A 22,266-nucleotide genomic window follows, 5' to 3' on the forward strand; every position below is an offset into this window, starting at 1 on the left:
CGCTTTTGTCATTGCCCGTTCTTCTTTATGCCGCAACCCACCCCGCGCTAATCCTTAATATTCACCACGCAGGCCAACGCGCCGCTTCCCTGGCAAGCCAGAATCATGGTCCCGCCCGTTCCCGTGCTCACCGACTGCCCCGCAGTAACAACCTGATAGCCGCCCGACGTCGTATTGATATAGCAGGCCGGCGTTCCCTTGCCCATTGCGGACACACAGGTGATCGTGCCGTTTGCATTGATATCGGCCTTCACTGGATGACGGTTGCCATACGGTTCCGTGGTCGACTTGAAGTCGCGGCTGCGACCCGACGAACCTGGAGAAGCGCTACAGCCAATGACGAGCACAATGCTCGCCGCAGCCGAAAGAAGACGGAGAACTTTCATGGTCATGGAGCCTCATTTCAAACTGGAATGATGAAAACGAGTCCAAACAAAATGTCCCGATGGGCCTGAGTATAGTGCTCACCCACACGCCAGCAGAACTGGTATTCGTTTTCCAAATACGCCACTCTCCTCCGCCGTTATACCCTCTCGCTAGTCGCGCGATTACAAGCCGGGTCGCCACCCCCCACCCATCCGCCCGTCATCTCGACCGAAGCGAAGTGGAGAGAACCCCGTGTTTCGTCTTTGTCGTTGCCTGTTCCTCTCGCCACGCGATTGGCTGACCCGTCTACGTGGCGCAACCGTGCCTTGAACCTACGGCTTAGGACAATGAGCTTACGGCTCTCGATCCAAGCCACTGAGAGCGCCGGGAGAGCTGGCCCCGATCCCTGGCAAGCCCCTATCGATCCTATCTCCCACACTTTGTAACGAGATAGAGCTGACCTATACCCCCTGCTGGAAGTGCGATCCTGAAAGAGAAGAGCATCAGGCGCTGTCATCCTGAGCGGAGCGAAGGACCCTGCGTTTGCTTGTTTTGCCGGACCAAAGGGAGGGAGTAGGGGCAACCCATCTGGAATCTAAATTTTACCCATAACCCCCTGCGGATCTATATTTTGCAGGGAGACCACAGCGTAAGTCGATCAGACGAGGGAACTTCGCGGAATAGGGGGAGCAGACGCAGCAACGCCCCACCTTTTGGGTGGGGCGTTTGCGTGAATTATGCCGGCGATCACCTAATCTCCCACACACTTACGCGTGCAGTACCATCGGCCCAGCGAGGCTTAACTTCCGTGTTCGGGATGGGAACGGGTGTGACCCTCGCGGTAAACTCACCGGCAAACTTGAGAAATTCGTACTGTGACGAGTTTCCACAACTGAATAGATTGGGTAGACGTATTACCTGTTATTTCTTTTTGATCATTTGCAGTATGCCGTCATGACATATAACTACAAAGCTTGTATTGAGTTTTACTTTAGAACAGTGATGTATAGGAAGTCTATGTAAGTCACTGGACAGAGTAAATTCTATGGACAAGCCGAACGGGCGATTAGTACTGGTAAGCTCCATGTGTTGCCACACTTCAACCTCCAGCCTATCAACCAGGTGGTCTTCCTGGGCCCTTCTTAACCCTTTTGGGTTGGGAGATCTCATCTTAGAGCGTGCTTCCCGCTTATATGCATTCAGCGGTTATCACAACCGAACTTCGCTACCCAGCCGTGCCCTTGGCAGGACAACTGGAACACAAGAGGTTCGTCCATCCCGGTCCTCTCGTACTAAGGACAGCCCTCTTCAAATCTCCTACGCCCACAGCAGATAGAGACCGAACTGTCTCGCGACGTTCTGAACCCAGCTCACGTACCACTTTAATAGGCGAACAGCCTAACCCTTGGAACCTTCTACAGCTCCAGGATGTGATGAGCCGACATCGAGGTGCCAAACCGAAGCGTCGATATGAACTCTTGGCTTCGATCAGCCTGTTATCCCCGGCGTACCTTTTATCCGTTGAGCGATGGCCCTTCCATACAGAACCACCGGATCACTAAGGCCTGCTTTCGCATCTGCTCGACTTGTAGGTCTCGCAGTTAACCACACTTATGCCTTTGCACTCGACGGCCGATTTCCAAACGGCCTGAGTGTAGCTTCGCGCGCCTCCGTTACAATTTAGGAGGCGACCGCCCCAGTCAAACTACCCGTCTTACTATGTCCCTCTTCCCGATCAGGGAAGCAGGTTAGAATCACAACAATCGCAGGGTGGTATCTCACCGTTGGCTCCACCGAACCCAAGAGTCCGGCATCAAAGCCTCCCACCTATCCTGCGCAGCAATTGCCGTAACTCATAGTAAAAGTATAGTAAAGGTGCACGGGGTCTTTTCGTCTAGCTGCGGGTAACCGGCATCTTCACCGGTACTACAAGTTCGCCGAGCAACTCGTTAAGACAGTCGAACGATCGTTACTCCATTCGTGCAGGTCGGAACTTACCCGACAAGGAATTTCGCTACCTTAGGACCGTTATAGTTACGGCCGCCGTTCACCGGGGCTTCAATTCAAAGCTTCGCCTTGCGGCTAACCTCTCCTTTTAACCTTCCGGCACCGGGCAGGAGTCAGCCCCTATACGTCGTTTTTGACTTTGCAGAGACCTGTGTTTTTGTTAAACAGTCGCCGTTCGCGTTTCACTGCGGCCCACCTTGCGGTGGGCGACCCTTCTCCCGAAGTTACGGGTCTAATTTGCCGAGTTCCTTAACAAGCTTTCACTCGAGCGCCTTTGGATATTCTCCTCGTCTACCTGTGTCGGTTTGTGGTACGGTTCCCAATCTCTCTCCTTAGAGGTTTTTCTTGGCACCATGAAATCAGCTGCTTTCAGCCATACGGCTTACTGCTTTGCGCCTCACTGTTGGAGACCGACGGATTTGCCTATCGATCACAGCTTCACGCGCATCGAACCCCATAGCCATAGGAGGTCCAGCTTATCCTTATGCGTCACCCCATCGTGATAACGAAAAATCGGGAGTTCCGGAATATTAACCGGACTTCCATCGTCTACGCCTTTCGGCCTCGACTTAGGGACCGACTAACCCTGAGCGGATTAACCTTCCTCAGGAAACCTTAGACTTTCGGCGTGAATGGTTCTCACATTCATTATCGCTACTTATGCCGGCAGGGTCTCTTCTGTAATGTCCACGTATCTTCCCAGTTACGCTTCATCCACGACAGAATGCTCTCCTACCACGTCCTTACGGACATCCGCAGCTTCGGTATACAGTTTTAGCCCCGTTGTATTGTCGGCACCGGACCCCTTGACCAGTGAGCTATTACGCTTTCTTTAAAGGATGGCTGCTTCTAAGCCAACCTCCTGGCTGTCTGAGGGTTCCGACTTCCTTTCCCACTTAACTGTAATTTTGGGACCTTAGCTGGCGGTCTGGACTGTTTTCCTCTCGACTGTGAAGCTTAGCCCCCACAGTCTGACTGCCGTGTATGTTGTGATCGGCATTCGAAGTTTGGTTGGATTCAGTAAGCCGGAAAGCCCCCTAGTCCATCCATGTCTCTACCACCGATCCAATTCGCACGACGCTAGCCCTAAAGCTATTTCGGAGAGAACGAGCTATCACGGAATTTGATTAGCCTTTCACCCCTACCCTCAGCTCATCCGAGCTTTTTTCAACAAACACCGGTTCGGTCCTCCAGTGAGTGTTACCTCACCTTCAACCTGGCCAAGGGTAGATCATCCCGCTTCGCGTCTATTCCTGCCAACTTAACGCCCTATTCAGACTCGCTTTCGCTGCGGCTCGCTCACGCTTAACCTTGCTGACAAGAATAACTAGCCGGCTCATTATGCAATAGGCACGCGGTCAGACATTGCCCGAAGGCCATAGTCCTCCCACTGCTTGTAGGCACACGGTTTCAGGTACTTTTCACTCCCCTCAATGGGGTGCTTTTCGCCTTTCCCTCACGGTACTGGTTCACTATCGGTCAGAAACGAGTATTTAGCCTTACGGGATGGTCCCCGTGGATTCAAGCAGGGTTTCTCGTGCCCCGCCTTACTCAGGTACCTGCTTCGAGTCTGGATCACTTTCGCCTACGCGACTGTCACGCTCTTTGGTTCCCCTTTCCAGAGGACTCAGCTAGCGACCAGATTGGTAACTCTACTGTTGCAGGCCCTACAACCCCCGAATTACCGAAATAATACGGGTTTGGGCTGTTCCGATTTCGCTCGCCACTACTCTCGGAATCGAGGTTTCTTTCTTCTCCTGGGGGTACTGAGATGGTTCACTTCCCCCCGTTCGCTCATGCCAACCTATGTATTCAGTTGGATGTACCTGGGTTTTGCCCAGGTGGGTTTCCCCATTCGGAAATCTCCGGATCAACGCCTGTGTGCGGCTCCCCGAAGCTTATCGCAGCTTGCCACGTCCTTCATCGCCTGTTTCTGCCAAGGCATCCACCGTGCGCCCTTAGTAGCTTGACCATAGAATTTACTCGCATCCAGCGCAGATACTACCCGCACTAGAGTACTGAATAATCTAATCAGTCTCTGTTTGTGTGCATTGCATTTGTTCCATACATCGCCGTGAACTTCCGATATGTCGCGCCTGCCTTGCGGCCTGCCGGTTCATACCGTAGTTCGAATATTCTAAAGACACTCAATAACTGACAACTCATTCAGATACAACCTGAAATGAATTGCTCAGCCTTGTAGTTATATTTACCCAATCTATTCAGTTGTCAAAAATCGTCACGCCAACTACCTGCACGTGCTTCGCGCCCTGAGGCGGCTTGAGCTATGCTCAAGAGTCGATCGCCGCGCGTGCGGAGATCCAATCTCAAGCAGAGTCGATGCTCTACTTACCCTATCGAGAAACTTGGTGGAGCTGACCGGGATCGAACCGATGACATCCTGCTTGCAAAGCAGGCGCTCTCCCAACTGAGCTACAGCCCCATATGGCTCGACAATCACGTCGAAACAAACGGCAAACAAAGGTGGTGGGCCTGGGTAGATTCGAACTACCGACCTCACCCTTATCAGGGGTGCGCTCTAACCAACTGAGCTACAGGCCCGGTACGGCAGCTTTTCGTGCTGGACTCAAGCCGTTAGCTAAAGTGCTAACGGCTTGAAACCAAAGCACTGATATTTCTCGAAAGGTTTCGAGGACACAGTTGAACATGCAACGCGGCTACGCCGCGCTTGACCGTCGACTATCGACAGAGATTGAAAAAGAGAAGGTTTAGTTCAGGCTCATCCTGAGTCAGCCGAAGCCACTCAGAATGGTGTCCGGCCTGATGAAGGTTTCGCCCTTGGAACTTTCATCCCAAGACCTATCTGCATTCGCAGAGGCTTCATGTACCGGAACGTTCTCTCTTAGAAAGGAGGTGATCCAGCCGCAGGTTCTCCTACGGCTACCTTGTTACGACTTCACCCCAATCATGAATTACACCTTGGGCAGCTGCTCCTCTTGCGAGTTAGCGCACCGACTTCTAGTGCAACCCACTTTCGTGATGTGACGGGCGGTGTGTACAAGGCCCGGGAACGTATTCACCGTGGCATGCTGATCCACGATTACTAGCGATTCCAGCTTCATGGAGTCGAGTTGCAGACTCCAATCCGAACTGAGGCCGGCTTTTTCCGATTAGCTCACCCTCGCGGGGTTGCAGCGGTTTGTACCGGCCATTGTAGCACGTGTGTAGCCCTGGACATAAAGGCCATGAGGACTTGACGTCATCCCCACCTTCCTCCCCGTTATCCGAGGCGGTTTCGTCAGAGTGCTCAACTAAATGGTAGCAACTGAAGATAAGGGTTGCGCTCGTTGCGGGACTTAACCCAACATCTCACGACACGAGCTGACGACAGCCATGCAGCACCTATATACTTGTCTCTTGCGAGACGCCGACGTTTCTGCCGGATTCAAGTACATTTCGAGCCCAGGTAAGGTTCTTCGCGTTGCGTCGAATTAAACCACATGCTCCACCGCTTGTGCGGGCCCCCGTCAATTCCTTTGAGTTTCAGCCTTGCGACCGTACTCCCCAGGCGGATCGCTTATCGCGTTAGCTTCGACACGGCAGGATTGGGTACCTGCCACATCAAGCGATCATCGTTTAGGGCTAGGACTACCAGGGTATCTAATCCTGTTTGCTCCCCTAGCTTTCGTGCCTCAGCGTCAGTTAGTGTCCAGTGAGCCGCTTTCGCCACAGGTGTTCCTTCCGATATCTACGCATTTCACCGCTACACCGGAAATTCCACTCACCTCTCCACTACTCAAGCCCGGTAGTTTCTCGTGCAGACGATGGGTTGAGCCCATCGATTTCACACAAGACTTGCCAAACCGCCTACGCACCCTTTACGCCCAATAAATCCGAACAACGCTTGCCCCCCTCGTATTACCGCGGCTGCTGGCACGAAGTTAGCCGGGGCTTCTTCTATGGGTACCGTCATTATCTTCCCCATCGAAAGGAGTTTACGTACCAAGATACTTCATCCTCCACGCGGCGTTGCTGCGTCAGGGTTTCCCCCATTGCGCAAAATTCCCCACTGCTGCCTCCCGTAGGAGTCTGGACCGTGTTTCAGTTCCAGTGTGTCCGTGCGCCCTCTCAGGCCGGATACCGATCATCGTCTTGGTGGGCCATTACCCCGCCAACTAACTAATCGGCCGCGAACTCCTCCTCAAGCGCATTGCTGCTTTGACCCGTGGGTATTATGCGGTATTAGCTAAGATTTCTCTCAGTTATTCCCCACTCGAGGGTAGATCATTCACGTGTTACTCACCCGTGCGCCACTTTACTCAAGACCGAAGTCCCTTTCTCGTGCGACTTGCATGTGTTAGGCACGCCGCCAGCGTTGATTCTGAGCCAGGATCAAACTCTCGTTTAATCTTGGTTTGCATGTCTTCCAGCGACAGGGGTCGGGAAGATTTATACATGCGCCCCCGAGTCTCGAAAAACTCCGGAGGTTTATTACTTGTGAGAATGACTAAACCAGATTTCAATTCATCTCACGACTGGCATGTTCAACTATGTTGTCAAAGATCAAAACTCATCTCGCCTAAGCGGTGAGCTTCAATCAAGGACCAGCGTGACGGGATAATCCCAGACTCACAGCACGTGTCCTCGAAACTTGGAAACTTGGAAAAACTATATTCCTGCTTTGTCTACTTATATGGAGACAGAAACCGTCTTGCTTCAGCATGCTTACCCAGGCATCCGACCCGATCGTTGACTCAGACCAGCCAGACCCGCTCAGCAGCGTTCGACGTTTCAAGCGAACTTTCTAAGAGTATCGAACTTCTTCACTCTCGTCAACTTTTATCTTTCAAACTCGAAAGCGTCGACCTATTCGCACAGCAAACTCAAAACATCCAGACGACCCAAGGGCCGCAGAGCACTCAGCTCTTCCATCCGCAAAACATCTGCGACTACAACTCAATTCATAACAGTGGCTTGGGTTAGTCTCGGATGGCCATCAGGCTCAATGCCGAAGATCAAACACTTGGACTGCGCTCCGTCTTCCCTCTACCCACAACAAACAGGCCAAGGTGCGAAGCTCTTACCGCTCATTCAGAATAACCCGTTCTTACGAACCATGCAACTCTGAACGTTACTCCCTCGCCACCCCAAACCACGCCCGCTCTCGCGAACACAAATCAGTGCGACTCCCTGAATGTAACAGCCGCGTAGCCGGCGCGCAAGCGCCCGTGCAGCTTTTCCTCTTCCAGCTGACGCGGCAAACAATCAAAAGCCCTTTATTTTTACGGATATCCGCACCTATTCCCTTCCACCGAAGATGCGCTTAAACTGAACTCGCCGCACTACGCGGAGGATTGGAGTACCGATGCCGAGGCCCATCTCCTGGCTCCCACGTCTGCACGAAATTCGCAAATCCGTCAGTACGTCGGTTCGCTCGCACTACGAGAGGAAGGATCTGGAGGGCTTGTTCCAACTCCAGCCGCGCGCCGCGCAACTCCTGCTCGAGATCCTTCCGTCTACCTCGATCGGCCGTTCGCGACTGGTCGAACGGCAGGCGCTGGCGCAGTTTCTCGACCGCATGCACGGCGCGGAAGATCCATCCTTCGAACTCGAGCAGGTGCGGCAGAAGCGGCCTGAGTCCTCGCGCCGTCGTATTCGCACCCTCGTACAGCGGGATGTTGAGGTCGCCACGCTCGACACCCTGCCGGCCAATCTCAAACTGAGCCAGGGGCGCATCGAGGCTACCTTCCATACCGTCGAAGAGCTTGCCGCCACCATGCTGGCGCTCGCTCAGGTGATGGAGGGCGAACCCGTCGAACTCGCGCGGCTGATCGAGGTTCGAGCCTTTGCCCCCGAGGATGTGGAGGCTGATGCTGGAGTGCAGCGTATGTTCCAGTCGCTCCGGCAGGAAGAAGCGGCCCGGCGATAGGAAGGGGCGTTTTAGACATACATACGGAAATACGTCTATACATACATCCGACCCAAATCGGACCCCAGGAGCATTCACCGGACGCCAGATCCACGTCGTCGCGCGGCCTGATAGAACGACGGCTATTATCCCGTTACGGATGGATTGCTCTGCGGAATCAAGGTATATACGTATTCCTAGATGTATTGCTGTGTGTAATGCCAACCATACTGCTATACATACTTCATGCCAGTCACGATTGCAGTTGCGAATCAAAAGGGTGGATGCGGCAAGACCACCACCTGCATGAACCTCGCCGGCGGACTCGCCGCGGCAGGCTTCAAGGTGCTGGTCGTCGACGCCGACCCGCAGGGAAGCGCCACCGAGTGGCGAAATCGCTCCGAGGAATCGCTGCTGCACTTCGACGTCATCGCCATGGCGACCTCGTCGATCCATAAAGAACTGCCGCGCATCATCGCCAACTCTACCTACGAGGTCGCGATCATCGACTGTCCGCCAGGGACCGAGACCAAGGGCTTCGGCACAGTGACACGATCGGCGCTCCTCGCCGCCGACTTCGTTCTCATCCCAAGCCGGCCCACCCCGATCGACTTCCTCGCCACCGCGATCATGATTCCCGTGCTGAACGATGTCGCGCTCATCAAGCCGGAGCAGCGCGTCTACCTGCTGCTGAACGCTAAACACTCCAACAATCGCCTGGGCAAGGCCGCCAAAGACGGCGCCATCGCGATGTTCTCGAACCAGGGCGTAGAGATCGGCATCCTTGAAAGCGAGCTGCACGACCGCACGCCCTTCGCCGAGTCGCCCGCCGCTGGCCAGACCGTGGTCGAGTTCGCACCGAGTTCAAAGGCAGCCGAAGAGATCTTGAACCTGACCAGGGAGGTCATCGAAAAATGTCTAACCGCACAGTAGCCCGGCCTGCGAGTACGGCCTTTGCCAACCTTAAGCCCACGATCATCCGTCAGCCGGCGCGCTCGCCGGTCTCGGCTGAGTCCGAGGCTCGTCTGCTCGATTCGCCTCCCCTCGAAACGACGCCGGCAATCCAGGCCGTTGCCGAACAGGGGCCATCGACCGCACTTCCCGGTCAAATGCCGGCTTTGCTCCAGCGCAGGCGCAAACCGGTGTTGATTCCAGTGACCTTTCGCATGCCGCAACCGCTGAAGGACCGGCTGGAGAAGATTGCGGCGATGTACGAGATCAACCAGACGGACCTGATCAACGAAGCGATTGAGCTGAATCTGAAGCGATATCTGGCAGAGTAATGTCATCATCAAGACATATGGCTGGCTGTATGTCTCGCCATATGTCTTCAAGAAATCTCCGTCTCTGCCCCTTGCGCCCTGCGCTGCGGCACAATGGAGATTGCATCTTTTCGTGGTCTTTTTTTCTTTATGAGCAAAGCCGAAGACGCCATCCAGGCGACCAAAAAACGCGACCGTCAAAGCGAGGATGCCGTCTCCAAGGACCGCTTCATCGAGGATCTGGTGCGCATCCGCGAGAAGCGCGACGCCGGCGAACTGGGCTTTCAGATGACGCAGATCGCGCAGGCCATGGTGCTCTGCGGTCTGCCCTACAGCCCCACCAACGAGACGAAGATCGTGCGCCGGGCGCGGCTCGGCGACGGATCGACCGTATCGGTCACGTTTTCGGCCGGACTGGACGGCATCCCCATGCCCTACGGCTCGGACCGCACGCTGCTGCACTGGATGATCGACAAGGCCATCAAAACACAATCGCCGGTGGTGAACTGGGATACAGCGACGGAGTTCCTGCGCGATGTGGGCATGGCCGACTCAGGCAAGAATCGCAAGGACCTGAAGCAGCGCTATCTCCGCCTGACCGGCCTGACCATCGGCGTAGTGCGCAAGGGAAGCACCGAATCGACCGTGCTGGTCCCGTTTATCGAAGAATCGCATCTGCCGACCTCGGTTGACCTGGCGGCGGATCGGAATGGGCACCAGTTACTCAAACTCGACTCCCAGGTCTTCGGATTTCGGCTCGGGGACCGCATCTTCAAAGAGATCCTGCAATACCACGTGCCCGTTCCGTTTGAGTTGCTGCAGGCGACAAAGAAGAAATCGCAACTGCAGGATCTGCTCATTTTTCTATACTGGCGCAGCTTCGCGGCACAGTCCGAGGTCGTGATTCCGTGGGAGAGCCTGCGCGAGCAGTTGTGGCAGGAAGACTCCGTTACCAGCCGCATCCGGACGCGATTCAAAGAGGCGATCCTGATCTTTCGCACCTTCTGGCCAGAACTCAATGCAGAGGCCGAGAAGACCGGTCTGCGGATCGGTCCGCCCCTCAACAATCGGCATCTGGTCGTCCAGGCGGATGAGGCGCGGCGGCTTGAGACGCCGGATCCACTTGAAAAAGGAACCGATTCGCTCGAAAAAAAATGACCGGGAAGTGCGGTTTTACACGACCGCGCCCGGTCCAGTGAGTATTTAAAGCGGTTTTCGAAAGCGGATCTGCAGGCAGAAACCGCACTTCCCGGTCATTTTTGCCAACATAAATTTTGTCCAAACCGCACTTCCCGGTCATTCTTTTCGGTTGCGTCGCGCCCTGTGGAAATCCACCATATCCACAGCTTCTGAAAGTTTTCCCAGCACTTCCCGGTCATGCCCACCGCACTTCCCGGTCAAAAATTAAGCACTTCCCGGTCAAAAATTAAGCACTTCCCGGTCAAAATCTCCGCACTTCCCGGTCATCTATATAGAACAGGAAGTACAAGAAGTAACAAGAGGTTTACAAGATGTTTTTCCAAGATGGATGAACGACTCGAAGCGGGAAATAAATTTTTCTCCAGGACGACCGAACGAACCCGTTTTTACCCTGGCATGATCAGGCCCCCTGTTTTCCCCAAACGTTCGCTTTTCGCTCGACAGCACTTCCCGGTCATTTGCCGCCAGCCGGATAGATTCGGCGTCGAGTTCCTGCCTCTGCCGGAGTCTGCGAAGGTCGTGCAAGTGCATCGGCCGAGCTTCGCGGCTAAGATAAAAAACAGCGACATGACCCCTGAAACCATGATCCTCCCATCGGAAAAGACCCCAGAGCTAGCCCATCGCATCGTCGTGAAGGTCGGCAGCAACGTCGTCGTGCGTCCGGATGGCAAGGTTGCGCTGGGATTGCTTTACAGCGTGGTCGAGGCGATCGCCCAACTGCGGCGTCAGGGGCGTGAGGTGCTTCTCGTCACCTCCGGCGCGGTTGCGCTTGGCGTCGAGCGGATCGGGCTCGCCTCGCGGCCGGTCGAACTCGCCCGCGTCCAGGCCTGCGCGGCCATCGGCCAGAGTCGGCTGATGTCGATCTACGACGACGCGTTTGCAAATCTCGACGTGAAGATCGCGCAGATTCTGCTCACCGAGGACGACTTCCGCGATGAGACGCGGTACGCGAACCTGCGGGCGACGCTTTCGGCGCTCATCGAGATGGGCGTCGTCCCGATCATCAACGAAAACGACACGATCTCGACGATGGAGCTCGAGCGCCCCTCCGGAATGGAGCGCATCTTCAGCGACAACGACAAGCTCTCGGCGTTGGTGATGGCGCACGTGGGAGCCGATCTGCTGATCCTGCTGTCGGACGTGGACGGGCTGTACAACGGCAATCCTGGAGCCGAAGGCTCCGAGCTGATCTCGTCGGTTCAGAAGGTGACCGACCAAATCCGCGGCTTCGCGCAGGGCGGCAACGGTCGCGGCCGCGGCGGCATGGCGAGCAAGATCGAAGCCGCGCATGTTGCGATGGAGGCCGGCGGCTGCGCGGTCATCGCAAACGGCCGCACGCCGGGAATCATCGAGCGCATCTGCGCCGGCGAGGCGATCGGGACGCTCTTTGCCGCCAGCGCCAATGCTCGGAGGTCCGCATGAGCACGCTGGAGCTGGCGCAGGCCGCAAAGGCCGCCTCGCATACCTTGGCCGTGATCCCCGCCGACCGGCGCAACGAGGCGCTCGAGCGCATGGCGCAGATGCTCGAAGAGAACGCCGAGCAGATACTGGCGGCGAACGCGGCCGACGTGGAGGTCGCGCTGGGTCTGCTGGAGCGCGGCGAGCTATCGAGCGCGACCGTGAACCGGCTGCGGCTGTCGCCCCAGAAGCTGGCCGAGATGGCCGCCTCGGTGCGCGCTACGGCGGCGCTGCCCGAGGTCACGGGCAAGGTGCTGGAGCGGGTAGAGCTGGACGAGGGGTTGGAACTCGAAAAGGTGTCGGTGCCGCTGGGCGTCCTGGCGGTCATATTTGAGGCTCGGCCGGACGCGGTGACCCAGATCAGTGCCTTGGCCCTCAAGAGTGGCAACACGGTCATCCTGAAGCCGGGAAAAGAGGTCGAGCAGACGGCGACGGTGCTCGTTGGACTCATCCGGCAGGCTCTCATCGAAAAAACGCTCCCCGAAGGCGCCGTCAGCCTGGTCCTGGGACGCGCCGCGGTCGCCGAACTGCTGGGCATGACCGAGCTCATCGACCTGGTCATTCCACGCGGCTCGAAGCAGCTCGTCCAGTACGTGCAGGCGAATACGCGGATTCCGGTTCTGGGCCATGCCGAGGGCATCTGCCACATCTTCGTCGACGAGGCGGTCGATGCGGAGCTGGCGCTGGCCGTGATCGCCGACGCGAAGACGGATTATCCCTCCGCGTGCAATGCGGTCGAGACGGTGCTGGTGCATCGTGCGGTTGCGGCGGAGTTTCTGCCGAAGCTCGCCGAGCGGATGGCCGCCGCGAAGGTGCTGCTGCTGGGCTCGGACGAGGCTGCAACGCTGGCCGGCCAGGTGGGGCCGGTAGGGGATTGGAATACCGAGTACGGCGACCTCACGCTCGCGGTCCAGGTGGTGGCCGACATGGACGAGGCGATCGTGCACATCCACCGCTACGGCTCCGGCCATACGGAGTCGATCATGACGACCGACGCAAGCCATGCGGAGCGCTTTCTACGGGAGGTGGACGCAGCTGGCGTATATCACAACGTCTCGACGCGGTTTGCCGATGGCTTCCGGTATGGCTTCGGCGCGGAGGTGGGTGTGAGCACAAGCAAGATCCACGCCCGGGGACCGGTGGGCCTCGATGGTCTGACCACTTACAAATATCTGCTGCGTGGAAGCGGGCAGTTGGTGGGAAGCTATCACGGTCGAGATGCGCGGCCGTTTACGCATGTGAAGAAGCCCGTCTAGGGAACCTTTGAACAACTGCTTGTCATCCTGAGCACAGCGAAGATCTGCTTCTGCCTTTGTTGTTGCTTGTTCTTTTGTTTGGACCACGGCGTAATTCGCATGCGCGATCCCACATGAGTGGATCGGTAAGGGAAGGCAGAGGGAGATGCAGAGTCAGTCGCGGCGCTTTACCTTCTTCCTGGCCTCCATCACCTCGTTGACGTCGATCTCGATCGATATGAGCCTGCCTGCCGTGCCGGCGATCGAGCGGGATTTTTCCCTGGTGGCGGGACATGGGTCGCTGACGTTGAGCCTGTTTCTGGCGGGATATGCGCTGACTCCGCTGGCGGGCGGCCCGCTGGCTGACCGGTTTGGCCGGCGGCCGGTGCTGATCGTCTCCCTGGCGCTCTTTGCGGCTGCGGCGCTGGCCTGTACGCTCGCGCAGAGCTTTACGATGCTGCTGGTCTGCCGGCTGCTCCAGGGGTGCGCGTCGGGGGTTTCGGTGGCGCTGCCGCTGGCGATCGTACGCGATCTGGTCGAAGGGCAGGCGGCGCGGCAGCGTATCTCCGAGGTGACGATGGTGAACGCGCTGATGCCGATCCTGGCACCCATCTTCGGCTCATGGGTCATGTTGCTGGGAAGTTGGCGCTGGCTGTTCGGAACACAGGCGGCGTTCGCGGGAATCGTGATTCTTCTGGTCGTCTTCGACTTCAAGGAATCGCTTGCGCCGGAGAGGCGGCAGGGTCTGCATCCGGCAAGGCTGGCGCGAAACTACTGGCTGCTTATAACTCACCGGCAATTTCTCGGATATTCACTGATCTATGCGCTGAATTTCGCGTGTATTTTTTCTTTTATTGCCGTGTCGCCACTCATCCTCATGCAGACGGAGGGCGTCTCTCGCCACCTGTATACGCTGCTGTTCGCGGCCATTGCGATGGGGACGATTCTGGGCTCGTTCGCAAGTGGCGTGCTGAACCGGCGGCGCCTCCCGGTAAAACGCATCATCACCGCCGGCATGCTGCTGATGACGGTCGCGTCGTTTACGGGTGCGGGGCTGCAGTTGGCGGGGCTGCATCGGCCGTGGTTCGTGTTGCCGCCGGTGTTTCTGGCGTTGTTCTGCTTCGGGCTGACGGCGCCTGCGGTCACGCTCGAGGCGCTGGAGCCGGTGCCGCACCTGGCGGGCTCGGGCTCGGGCGCAATCCGGAGTCTGCAGATGATCTTCGGATCGGCGGCAAGCGGCTTGCTGGCGGCCTTCTGCGCGCGGTCGGCGATGCGCCCGGAGATCGCGGCCACGCTGACGATGTCGGTCGCGGTGGCCGCGTCCGCGTCGCTTTATTTTGTGGCGCTACGCGGGCAGGAGACGATGCCGCCCGAGGCCGGATAGCCCTTCGTATACCCGGCGTGGTATCGTCTTCGTCGAAAGTGGTACGACCTCTACCCCCGGTTCCTAAGGCATCTGAAGCTGATGCAAACCGGTAAGAGCCACCGCCCGGAGCGAATCGATGAGATATGCAACCTGCCTTTTTTCGGTGCTTCTGCTCGCGCCTGTACTGGCTGCGCAGGATAGCCGCAATGTGACGGAGCCGGTGATTCCGCCCGCTTGCGCGACGCTCGACGCGTCGCTGACCAGGGCAGGGAAGACCCTCGCGCCGGAGGACGAGCAGCGGCTCGACACGAAGCGCATTCAGGATGCGATGGATCACTGCGGCAAGGGCAAGGGTGTCGTGCTGCGAGCGCACGGAGCGGCAGACGCGTTTCTGAGCGGGCCGCTCGAGCTGCGGGCCGGGGTCGCGCTGGTGGTCGACAAGGGCGTAACGCTGTTCGAGTCGCGCGACGCCGCGCTGTTTGCCGTGTCGCCCGGCAGTTGCGGACTGGCGAACGCGCCGGGCCGCGGCTGCAAGCCGCTGATCTCCGCCCAGCATGTGTCAGGCGCGTCGATCATGGGCGATGGCGTCATCGACGGCCGCGGGGGAGAGAAGCTGCTGGGGCGCGATGTCTCGCCGTGGGATCTGGCCGAGCAGGCGCGGCCGGATGGCCGGCAGCAGGTCTCGCGCATCCTGGTCGCCGACTACGCCGATAACTTCACGCTGTATCGAATTACCCTGCGTAACTCGCCGAATTTCCATGTGACTTACAACCATGGCGATGGATTTACCGTGTGGGGCCTGAAGATCGATACGCCGAAGCGGCTGGCGCGCAATACCGACGGGGTCGATCCGGGCGGCGGATCGAAGAATATTACGATCACCCATAGCTACATCCGCACCGGCGACGATAACGTCGCGATCAAGGGCGGGACCGGTGGACTTACCCAGATGACAGTAAGTCACAACCATTTTTACTGGGGCCACGGCATGTCGATCGGCAGCGAAACCAATGGCGGCGTAAGTAAAATCCGGGTATTCGACTTATCGCTGGACGGCCCGGATAACGGAATTCGGATTAAATCCAACGGCTCGCGCGGCGGACTTACTCACGATGTACTCTACGACGATGTCTGCGTGCGTAACTCGCCAAATCCAATCACGTTCGACACCGGTTATAGCGCTGCTGGAACCTTGAAGGGCGACCTGCCTCCCACGATGAAAGACGTTACCCTGCACGATATAAGAGTGTCGGGCGGAGGCAAATTTTCATTCAACGGATACGCAAAACAGTACCGGATCGAAGCGTATCTCGATGGAGTCTGGGTTACGGACGACGCCGAGTATAAGTACTCGGTGAATCATGCGGATCTGCGGCTCGGTCCTGGAGCGGTAAACCTGAAGCTTCCCGCCGGAGACGACTCCACCAGCTCGCGCTTCGGCGGCGGAACCGGCGCGGCTAAGTCGTGCGCGGATAAGTTTGTGGAGTTTCCGGCAGTGGAGTAAGAACTTTCACCCATCGACCCTTTTCGTTGCAAAGGCCTCGGTGCGGCGGGTACTATGCGTAGGGACTGGATCGCTGGATAAATTGTTTCTCCTGTGAATCTCGACGAGGGTGCCTGGCGATGCGTTTGCGAATGAGGTTGTGCGGTCTTTTGGGGTTGCTCCTGACAGTAGCGAGTGCGGCCGCCGCCGAGGCGCTGCCGCGGCTCGAACGGTCAGGCGACCGGTATACCCTGATGGTCGATGGCCGGCCGTATTTCGTACTCGGCGCGCAGGTGGGCAACTCCAGCGGCTGGCCGGGCAAGCTCGATCAGCTCTGGACGAAGGCTGCCGAGATGCACCTGAACACCCTCGAGGTTCCGGTCTACTGGGAGCAGATGGAGCCGAAGGAAGGCGTCTTCGACGATACGGTCATCGACGCCGTCATTGACCAGGCGCGAGCGCACCACGTGCGTGTCGTGCTGCTCTGGTTCGGCACCTGGAAGAACGGCAAAATGCACTATGTGCCAAGCTGGTTGAAGGGCGACGAGCGCCGCTTTCCGCGGATGATGACCGCAGGCGGTGCGGCCATCGATGTACTCAGCCCCAACAGCCCCGCCAACCTCGAGGCCGATCGCAAGGCGTTTACCCACATGATGCGCCACGTCAAGCAGATCGACGGAGACCGGCATACGGTCATCCTCGTGCAGGTCGAAAACGAGAGCGGCGCGCTCGGCAGTGTGCGCGATTTTTCCCCGTTGGCCCAGAAGCAGTTCGACGCGGCTGTGCCGCCCGCGCTCTTGAAGGCGCTGGGTAAGCCGGCCGGCACATGGTCGCAGGTCTTCGGCGACGACGCCAATGAGACCTTCCAGGCATGGAGCGTGGCCAGCTATATTAACTCCGTCGCGGAGGCCGGCAAGCGCGAGCTCGCGTTGCCCATGTACGTGAACAACTGGCTGAAGAGTCCGCGCGGCTTTCCGATCCTGACAGTTCCCGGCGAGGACTATCCCAGCGGCGGCCCGACGTGGAACATGCACGCGGTCTGGAAGGCGGCCGCGCCGTCGATCGACATCCTTGCGCCCGATATCTACGTGGTAAATACAGAACTTTATCGGTACGTGATGAACCAGTTCCACGCGGCAAACAATCCGCTGCTGGTGCCCGAGACGCAGGGTTTCGGCAGCTTTCCCGGAGCGCAGGGTTCTGCGCGAAATCTGTTCCTTGCGATCGGCGCCGGCGCGATCGGCTGGGCTCCGTTCGGTCTCGACAGCTTCGAGCTGAAGCCTGGAGGAAAGGTCGAACTGGAGGCGGTAGGCCTCGCGGAGAACTTCGCTCTGCTGGCGCCGATGGCGGATGAGCTGGCGCGGCTGCAGTTTGCGGGCAAGGTTCAGACGGTAGTCGAGGAGCCTGGACTCTCGCAGGCCGAGCTGGTCTTCGGCCCGTGGAGCGCGCAGATCTCGTTTCCGCCCTCCTATGCCGATTCGGCCGATGTTTCAGGTCTGTCGTCCACGGCAGCGTTGAAGATGGGGCGTGTCCTGGTGGCGCAGATCGGTCCGAACGAGTTTCTGGTCGCGGGACTCGACGCCAGGGTGAGCTTCCGGCAGACTCCGCCGGCGGGAAAAAAGCCTACGGAGTTTCTACGAGTCGAAGAAGGAACCTATACCGGCACGGATTGGCATGCGGGCCGCATCTGGAACGGGGATGAAACGGATGCGGGAATCAACTTCAAAACCCCGGGGAACGTGGTGCATGTAGTCGTAGGCACGTACTAGGAAATCCCCGAATAAAGCGCCGCTTACGACAGGACTTCAGCTCCGCCATAAGCGCGGTCGGCCACGCAAAATGACTGTCATCCTGGGCGAAGCGAAGGATCTGCTTTGCCTTGGTTGTAGTGTGTTCTTGTCCGGCAAATCACGTCCGATAAGGATCACTCTGTCCCATCGACCCCGGATGAGATGATGGAGTGGCCCGCGTGGGACGAGGCATCGCATGACGGAAAAAATGATTCATCGCTGCAATTGGGTTGGCGACGACCCGCTGATGATCGCCTATCACGATACCGAATGGGGCAAGCCCGAGCGCGACAGCCGCGCGCTCTGGGAGGCTCTGATGCTCGATGGATTCCAGGCCGGCCTCTCCTGGTTGATCATCCTGCGCAAGCGCGAAGGCTTTCGCAAGGCCTTCAAAAACTTCGATCCCCGGAAGGTCGCGCTCTTTACCGAGAAGGACATCGACCGTCTCATGCTCGATCCTGGCATCGTCCGCGCACGCGCCAAGATCGCGGCGACGATCGCTGGCGCGCGGATCTACCTCGCAATGCAGCAGACCGGCGAAGACTTCTCGGATTACGTCTGGAATCTCGCCGGAGGCAAGCCGATCCAGGGCACAGGCACAGTCCCCGCCAGCACTCCTCTGTCGGAGAAGATATCCAAAGATCTCAAGAAACGCGGCTTCAAGTTCGTCGGGCCCACAATCACGTATGCCTGGATGCAAGCCGTCGGAATCGTCAACGATCATGCCGCGATCTGCTTTCGTCACTCCATCCGCTAACGGCTCGGAAGCGGTTGTGTGGAAACGCAGCAACGCCCCACCTTTTGGGTGGGGCGTTTGCGTGAATTATGCCGGCGATCACCTAATCTCCCACACACTTACGCGTGCAGTACCATCGGCCCAGCGAGGCTTAACTTCCGTGTTCGGGATGGGAACGGGTGTGACCCTCGCGGTAAACTCACCGGCAAACTTGAGAAATTCGTACTGTGACGAGTTTCCACAACTGAATAGATTGGGTAGACGTATTACCTGTTATTTCTTTTTGATCATTTGCAGTATGCCGTCATGACATATAACTACAAAGCTTGTATTGAGTTTTACTTTAGAACAGTGATGTATAGGAAGTCTATGTAAGTCACTGGACAGAGTAAATTCTATGGACAAGCCGAACGGGCGATTAGTACTGGTAAGCTCCATGTGTTGCCACACTTCAACCTCCAGCCTATCAACCAGGTGGTCTTCCTGGGCCCTTCTTGACCCTTTTGGGTTGGGAGATCTCATCTTAGAGCGTGCTTCCCGCTTATATGCATTCAGCGGTTATCACAACCGAACTTCGCTACCCAGCCGTGCCCTTGGCAGGACAACTGGAACACAAGAGGTTCGTCCATCCCGGTCCTCTCGTACTAAGGACAGCCCTCTTCAAATCTCCTACGCCCACAGCAGATAGAGACCGAACTGTCTCGCGACGTTCTGAACCCAGCTCACGTACCACTTTAATAGGCGAACAGCCTAACCCTTGGAACCTTCTACAGCTCCAGGATGTGATGAGCCGACATCGAGGTGCCAAACCGAAGCGTCGATATGAACTCTTGGCTTCGATCAGCCTGTTATCCCCGGCGTACCTTTTATCCGTTGAGCGATGGCCCTTCCATACAGAACCACCGGATCACTAAGGCCTGCTTTCGCATCTGCTCGACTTGTAGGTCTCGCAGTTAACCACACTTATGCCTTTGCACTCGACGGCCGATTTCCAAACGGCCTGAGTGTAGCTTCGCGCGCCTCCGTTACAATTTAGGAGGCGACCGCCCCAGTCAAACTACCCGTCTTACTATGTCCCTCTTCCCGATCAGGGAAGCAGGTTAGAATCACAACAATCGCAGGGTGGTATCTCACCGTTGGCTCCACCGAACCCAAGAGTCCGGCATCAAAGCCTCCCACCTATCCTGCGCAGCAATTGCCGTAACTCATAGTAAAAGTATAGTAAAGGTGCACGGGGTCTTTTCGTCTAGCTGCGGGTAACCGGCATCTTCACCGGTACTACAAGTTCGCCGAGCAACTCGTTAAGACAGTCGAACGATCGTTACTCCATTCGTGCAGGTCGGAACTTACCCGACAAGGAATTTCGCTACCTTAGGACCGTTATAGTTACGGCCGCCGTTCACCGGGGCTTCAATTCAAAGCTTCGCCTTGCGGCTAACCTCTCCTTTTAACCTTCCGGCACCGGGCAGGAGTCAGCCCCTATACGTCGTTTTTGACTTTGCAGAGACCTGTGTTTTTGTTAAACAGTCGCCGTTCGCGTTTCACTGCGGCCCACCTTGCGGTGGGCGACCCTTCTCCCGAAGTTACGGGTCTAATTTGCCGAGTTCCTTAACAAGCTTTCACTCGAGCGCCTTTGGATATTCTCCTCGTCTACCTGTGTCGGTTTGTGGTACGGTTCCCAATCTCTCTCCTTAGAGGTTTTTCTTGGCACCATGAAATCAGCTGCTTTCAGCCATACGGCTTACTGCTTTGCGCCTCACTGTTGGAGACCGACGGATTTGCCTATCGATCACAGCTTCACGCGCATCGAACCCCATAGCCATAGGAGGTCCAGCTTATCCTTATGCGTCACCCCATCGTGATAACGAAAAATCGGGAGTTCCGGAATATTAACCGGACTTCCATCGTCTACGCCTTTCGGCCTCGACTTAGGGACCGACTAACCCTGAGCGGATTAACCTTCCTCAGGAAACCTTAGACTTTCGGCGTGAATGGTTCTCACATTCATTATCGCTACTTATGCCGGCAGGGTCTCTTCTGTAATGTCCACGTATCTTCCCAGTTACGCTTCATCCACGACAGAATGCTCTCCTACCACGTCCTTACGGACATCCGCAGCTTCGGTATACAGTTTTAGCCCCGTTGTATTGTCGGCACCGGACCCCTTGACCAGTGAGCTATTACGCTTTCTTTAAAGGATGGCTGCTTCTAAGCCAACCTCCTGGCTGTCTGAGGGTTCCGACTTCCTTTCCCACTTAACTGTAATTTTGGGACCTTAGCTGGCGGTCTGGACTGTTTTCCTCTCGACTGTGAAGCTTAGCCCCCACAGTCTGACTGCCGTGTATGTTGTGATCGGCATTCGAAGTTTGGTTGGATTCAGTAAGCCGGAAAGCCCCCTAGTCCATCCATGTCTCTACCACCGATCCAATTCGCACGACGCTAGCCCTAAAGCTATTTCGGAGAGAACGAGCTATCACGGAATTTGATTAGCCTTTCACCCCTACCCTCAGCTCATCCGAGCTTTTTTCAACAAACACCGGTTCGGTCCTCCAGTGAGTGTTACCTCACCTTCAACCTGGCCAAGGGTAGATCATCCCGCTTCGCGTCTATTCCTGCCAACTTAACGCCCTATTCAGACTCGCTTTCGCTGCGGCTCGCTCACGCTTAACCTTGCTGACAAGAATAACTAGCCGGCTCATTATGCAATAGGCACGCGGTCAGACATTGCCCGAAGGCCATAGTCCTCCCACTGCTTGTAGGCACACGGTTTCAGGTACTTTTCACTCCCCTCAATGGGGTGCTTTTCGCCTTTCCCTCACGGTACTGGTTCACTATCGGTCAGAAACGAGTATTTAGCCTTACGGGATGGTCCCCGTGGATTCAAGCAGGGTTTCTCGTGCCCCGCCTTACTCAGGTACCTGCTTCGAGTCTGGATCACTTTCGCCTACGCGACTGTCACGCTCTTTGGTTCCCCTTTCCAGAGGACTCAGCTAGCGACCAGATTGGTAACTCTACTGTTGCAGGCCCTACAACCCCCGAATTACCGAAATAATACGGGTTTGGGCTGTTCCGATTTCGCTCGCCACTACTCTCGGAATCGAGGTTTCTTTCTTCTCCTGGGGGTACTGAGATGGTTCACTTCCCCCCGTTCGCTCATGCCAACCTATGTATTCAGTTGGATGTACCTGGGTTTTGCCCAGGTGGGTTTCCCCATTCGGAAATCTCCGGATCAACGCCTGTGTGCGGCTCCCCGAAGCTTATCGCAGCTTGCCACGTCCTTCATCGCCTGTTTCTGCCAAGGCATCCACCGTGCGCCCTTAGTAGCTTGACCATAGAATTTACTCGCATCCAGCGCAGATACTACCCGCACTAGAGTACTGAATAATCTAATCAGTCTCTGTTTGTGTGCATTGCATTTGTTCCATACATCGCCGTGAACTTCCGATATGTCGCGCCTGCCTTGCGGCCTGCCGGTTCATACCGTAGTTCGAATA

The 22,266-nt window shown here is 56.9% G+C and carries 11 protein-coding genes, 2 tRNA genes and 5 rRNA genes; 10 read left to right on the forward strand and 8 right to left on the reverse strand.

The features are described 5' to 3' along the window. Window positions 1–47: 47 nt before the first annotated feature. The 6 genes from CHB87_RS16465 to CHB87_RS16490 form a co-directional block, all read right to left on the reverse strand. Window positions 48–392: a hypothetical protein gene (locus CHB87_RS16465; RefSeq protein WP_089409530.1), complete on the reverse strand. Its 345-nt coding sequence runs from the start codon at window positions 390–392 to the stop codon at window positions 48–50. Window positions 393–1,104: 712 nt separating this feature from the next. Beyond that, window positions 1,105–1,221: ribosomal RNA gene (gene rrf, locus CHB87_RS16470) — 5S ribosomal RNA — on the reverse strand. A 190-nt stretch (window positions 1,222–1,411) separates the two neighbouring features. Beyond that, window positions 1,412–4,345: ribosomal RNA gene (locus tag CHB87_RS16475) — 23S ribosomal RNA — on the reverse strand. 395 nt (window positions 4,346–4,740) lie between these two features. Beyond that, a tRNA-Ala gene (locus tag CHB87_RS16480) sits at window positions 4,741–4,816 on the reverse strand. Between the two features lie 42 nt (window positions 4,817–4,858). Next, a tRNA-Ile gene (locus CHB87_RS16485) sits at window positions 4,859–4,935 on the reverse strand. Between the two features lie 305 nt (window positions 4,936–5,240). After that, a 16S ribosomal RNA gene (locus CHB87_RS16490) occupies window positions 5,241–6,742 on the reverse strand. Together the 16S, 23S and 5S rRNA genes with 2 tRNA genes alongside form the textbook arrangement of a ribosomal RNA operon. Window positions 6,743–7,798: 1,056 nt before the next feature. On the opposite strand from CHB87_RS16490, the gene CHB87_RS16495 reads away from it, so the two are divergent. The 10 genes from CHB87_RS16495 (at window position 7,799) to CHB87_RS16535 (ending at window position 18,793) form a co-directional block, all read left to right on the forward strand. Further along, window positions 7,799–8,263 (forward strand): hypothetical protein, encoded by a 465-nt coding sequence (locus tag CHB87_RS16495; protein WP_142988389.1) that lies wholly within the window; start codon window positions 7,799–7,801, stop codon window positions 8,261–8,263. 225 nt (window positions 8,264–8,488) lie between these two features. Then, entirely contained in the window at window positions 8,489–9,175 is a 687-nt protein-coding gene (parA, locus tag CHB87_RS16500) for a ParA family partition ATPase (RefSeq protein WP_089409532.1), read from the forward strand. Next, on the forward strand, window positions 9,157–9,525 hold the full coding sequence (locus CHB87_RS22000; RefSeq protein ID WP_142988390.1) for a ribbon-helix-helix domain-containing protein: 369 nt from the start codon (window positions 9,157–9,159) through the stop codon (window positions 9,523–9,525). Before parA ends, CHB87_RS22000 begins: the two co-directional genes overlap by 19 nt. A gap of 129 nt (window positions 9,526–9,654) precedes the next feature. After that, window positions 9,655–10,662, forward strand: coding sequence for a replication protein RepA (locus CHB87_RS16505; RefSeq protein ID WP_176441813.1), 1,008 nt, complete (start codon window positions 9,655–9,657; stop codon window positions 10,660–10,662). Between the two features lie 609 nt (window positions 10,663–11,271). After that, the gene (proB, locus tag CHB87_RS16510; RefSeq protein ID WP_245818046.1) at window positions 11,272–12,126 is read left to right on the forward strand and encodes a glutamate 5-kinase; all 855 of its coding nucleotides are present in this window, start codon (window positions 11,272–11,274) and stop codon (window positions 12,124–12,126) included. Then, window positions 12,123–13,418 carry a glutamate-5-semialdehyde dehydrogenase gene (locus tag CHB87_RS16515; RefSeq protein ID WP_089409535.1) on the forward strand — a complete coding sequence of 432 codons (1,296 nt, stop codon included), beginning with the start codon at window positions 12,123–12,125 and terminating at the stop codon, window positions 13,416–13,418. Before proB ends, CHB87_RS16515 begins: the two co-directional genes overlap by 4 nt. Before the next feature lie 145 nt (window positions 13,419–13,563). Next, window positions 13,564–14,781, forward strand: a complete 1,218-nt coding sequence (locus tag CHB87_RS16520) for a multidrug effflux MFS transporter (protein ID WP_089409536.1) — start codon at window positions 13,564–13,566, stop codon at window positions 14,779–14,781. 118 nt (window positions 14,782–14,899) lie between these two features. Further along, complete coding sequence (locus CHB87_RS16525; protein WP_089409537.1) at window positions 14,900–16,267, forward strand: glycoside hydrolase family 28 protein; 1,368 nt, start codon at window positions 14,900–14,902, stop codon at window positions 16,265–16,267. A gap of 155 nt (window positions 16,268–16,422) precedes the next feature. Beyond that, window positions 16,423–18,015, forward strand: a complete 1,593-nt coding sequence (locus CHB87_RS16530) for a DUF5597 domain-containing protein (RefSeq protein ID WP_245818047.1) — start codon at window positions 16,423–16,425, stop codon at window positions 18,013–18,015. 217 nt (window positions 18,016–18,232) lie between these two features. Beyond that, window positions 18,233–18,793 carry a DNA-3-methyladenine glycosylase I gene (locus CHB87_RS16535; RefSeq protein WP_089409539.1) on the forward strand — a complete coding sequence of 187 codons (561 nt, stop codon included), beginning with the start codon at window positions 18,233–18,235 and terminating at the stop codon, window positions 18,791–18,793. A 69-nt stretch (window positions 18,794–18,862) separates the two neighbouring features. On the opposite strand, the gene rrf (CHB87_RS16540) is transcribed toward CHB87_RS16535, so the two are convergent. Continuing rightward, window positions 18,863–18,979, reverse strand: a 5S ribosomal RNA gene (rrf, locus tag CHB87_RS16540). A 190-nt stretch (window positions 18,980–19,169) separates the two neighbouring features. Further along, window positions 19,170–22,103 (reverse strand): 23S ribosomal RNA (locus CHB87_RS16545). Window positions 22,104–22,266 lie beyond the last annotated feature (163 nt).

Source organism: Granulicella rosea, assembly GCF_900188085.1.
GTDB classification, from domain to species: Bacteria; Acidobacteriota; Terriglobia; order Terriglobales; family Acidobacteriaceae; genus Edaphobacter; species Edaphobacter rosea.

Bases quoted from the DNA above. Each gene is read 5' to 3' on its own strand.
- CHB87_RS16465 (WP_089409530.1), bottom strand. From the start codon at position 392: ATGACCATGAAAGTTCTCCGTCTTCTTTCGGCTGCGGCGAGCATTGTG.
- parA (WP_089409532.1), top strand. From the start codon at position 8,489: ATGCCAGTCACGATTGCAGTTGCGAATCAAAAGGGTGGATGCGGCAAG.
- CHB87_RS22000 (WP_142988390.1), top strand. From the start codon at position 9,157: ATGTCTAACCGCACAGTAGCCCGGCCTGCGAGTACGGCCTTTGCCAAC.
- CHB87_RS16505 (WP_176441813.1), top strand. From the start codon at position 9,655: ATGAGCAAAGCCGAAGACGCCATCCAGGCGACCAAAAAACGCGACCGT.
- proB (WP_245818046.1), top strand. From the start codon at position 11,272: ATGACCCCTGAAACCATGATCCTCCCATCGGAAAAGACCCCAGAGCTA.
- CHB87_RS16515 (WP_089409535.1), top strand. From the start codon at position 12,123: ATGAGCACGCTGGAGCTGGCGCAGGCCGCAAAGGCCGCCTCGCATACC.
- CHB87_RS16520 (WP_089409536.1), top strand. From the start codon at position 13,564: ATGCAGAGTCAGTCGCGGCGCTTTACCTTCTTCCTGGCCTCCATCACC.
- CHB87_RS16525 (WP_089409537.1), top strand. From the start codon at position 14,900: ATGAGATATGCAACCTGCCTTTTTTCGGTGCTTCTGCTCGCGCCTGTA.
- CHB87_RS16535 (WP_089409539.1), top strand. From the start codon at position 18,233: ATGACGGAAAAAATGATTCATCGCTGCAATTGGGTTGGCGACGACCCG.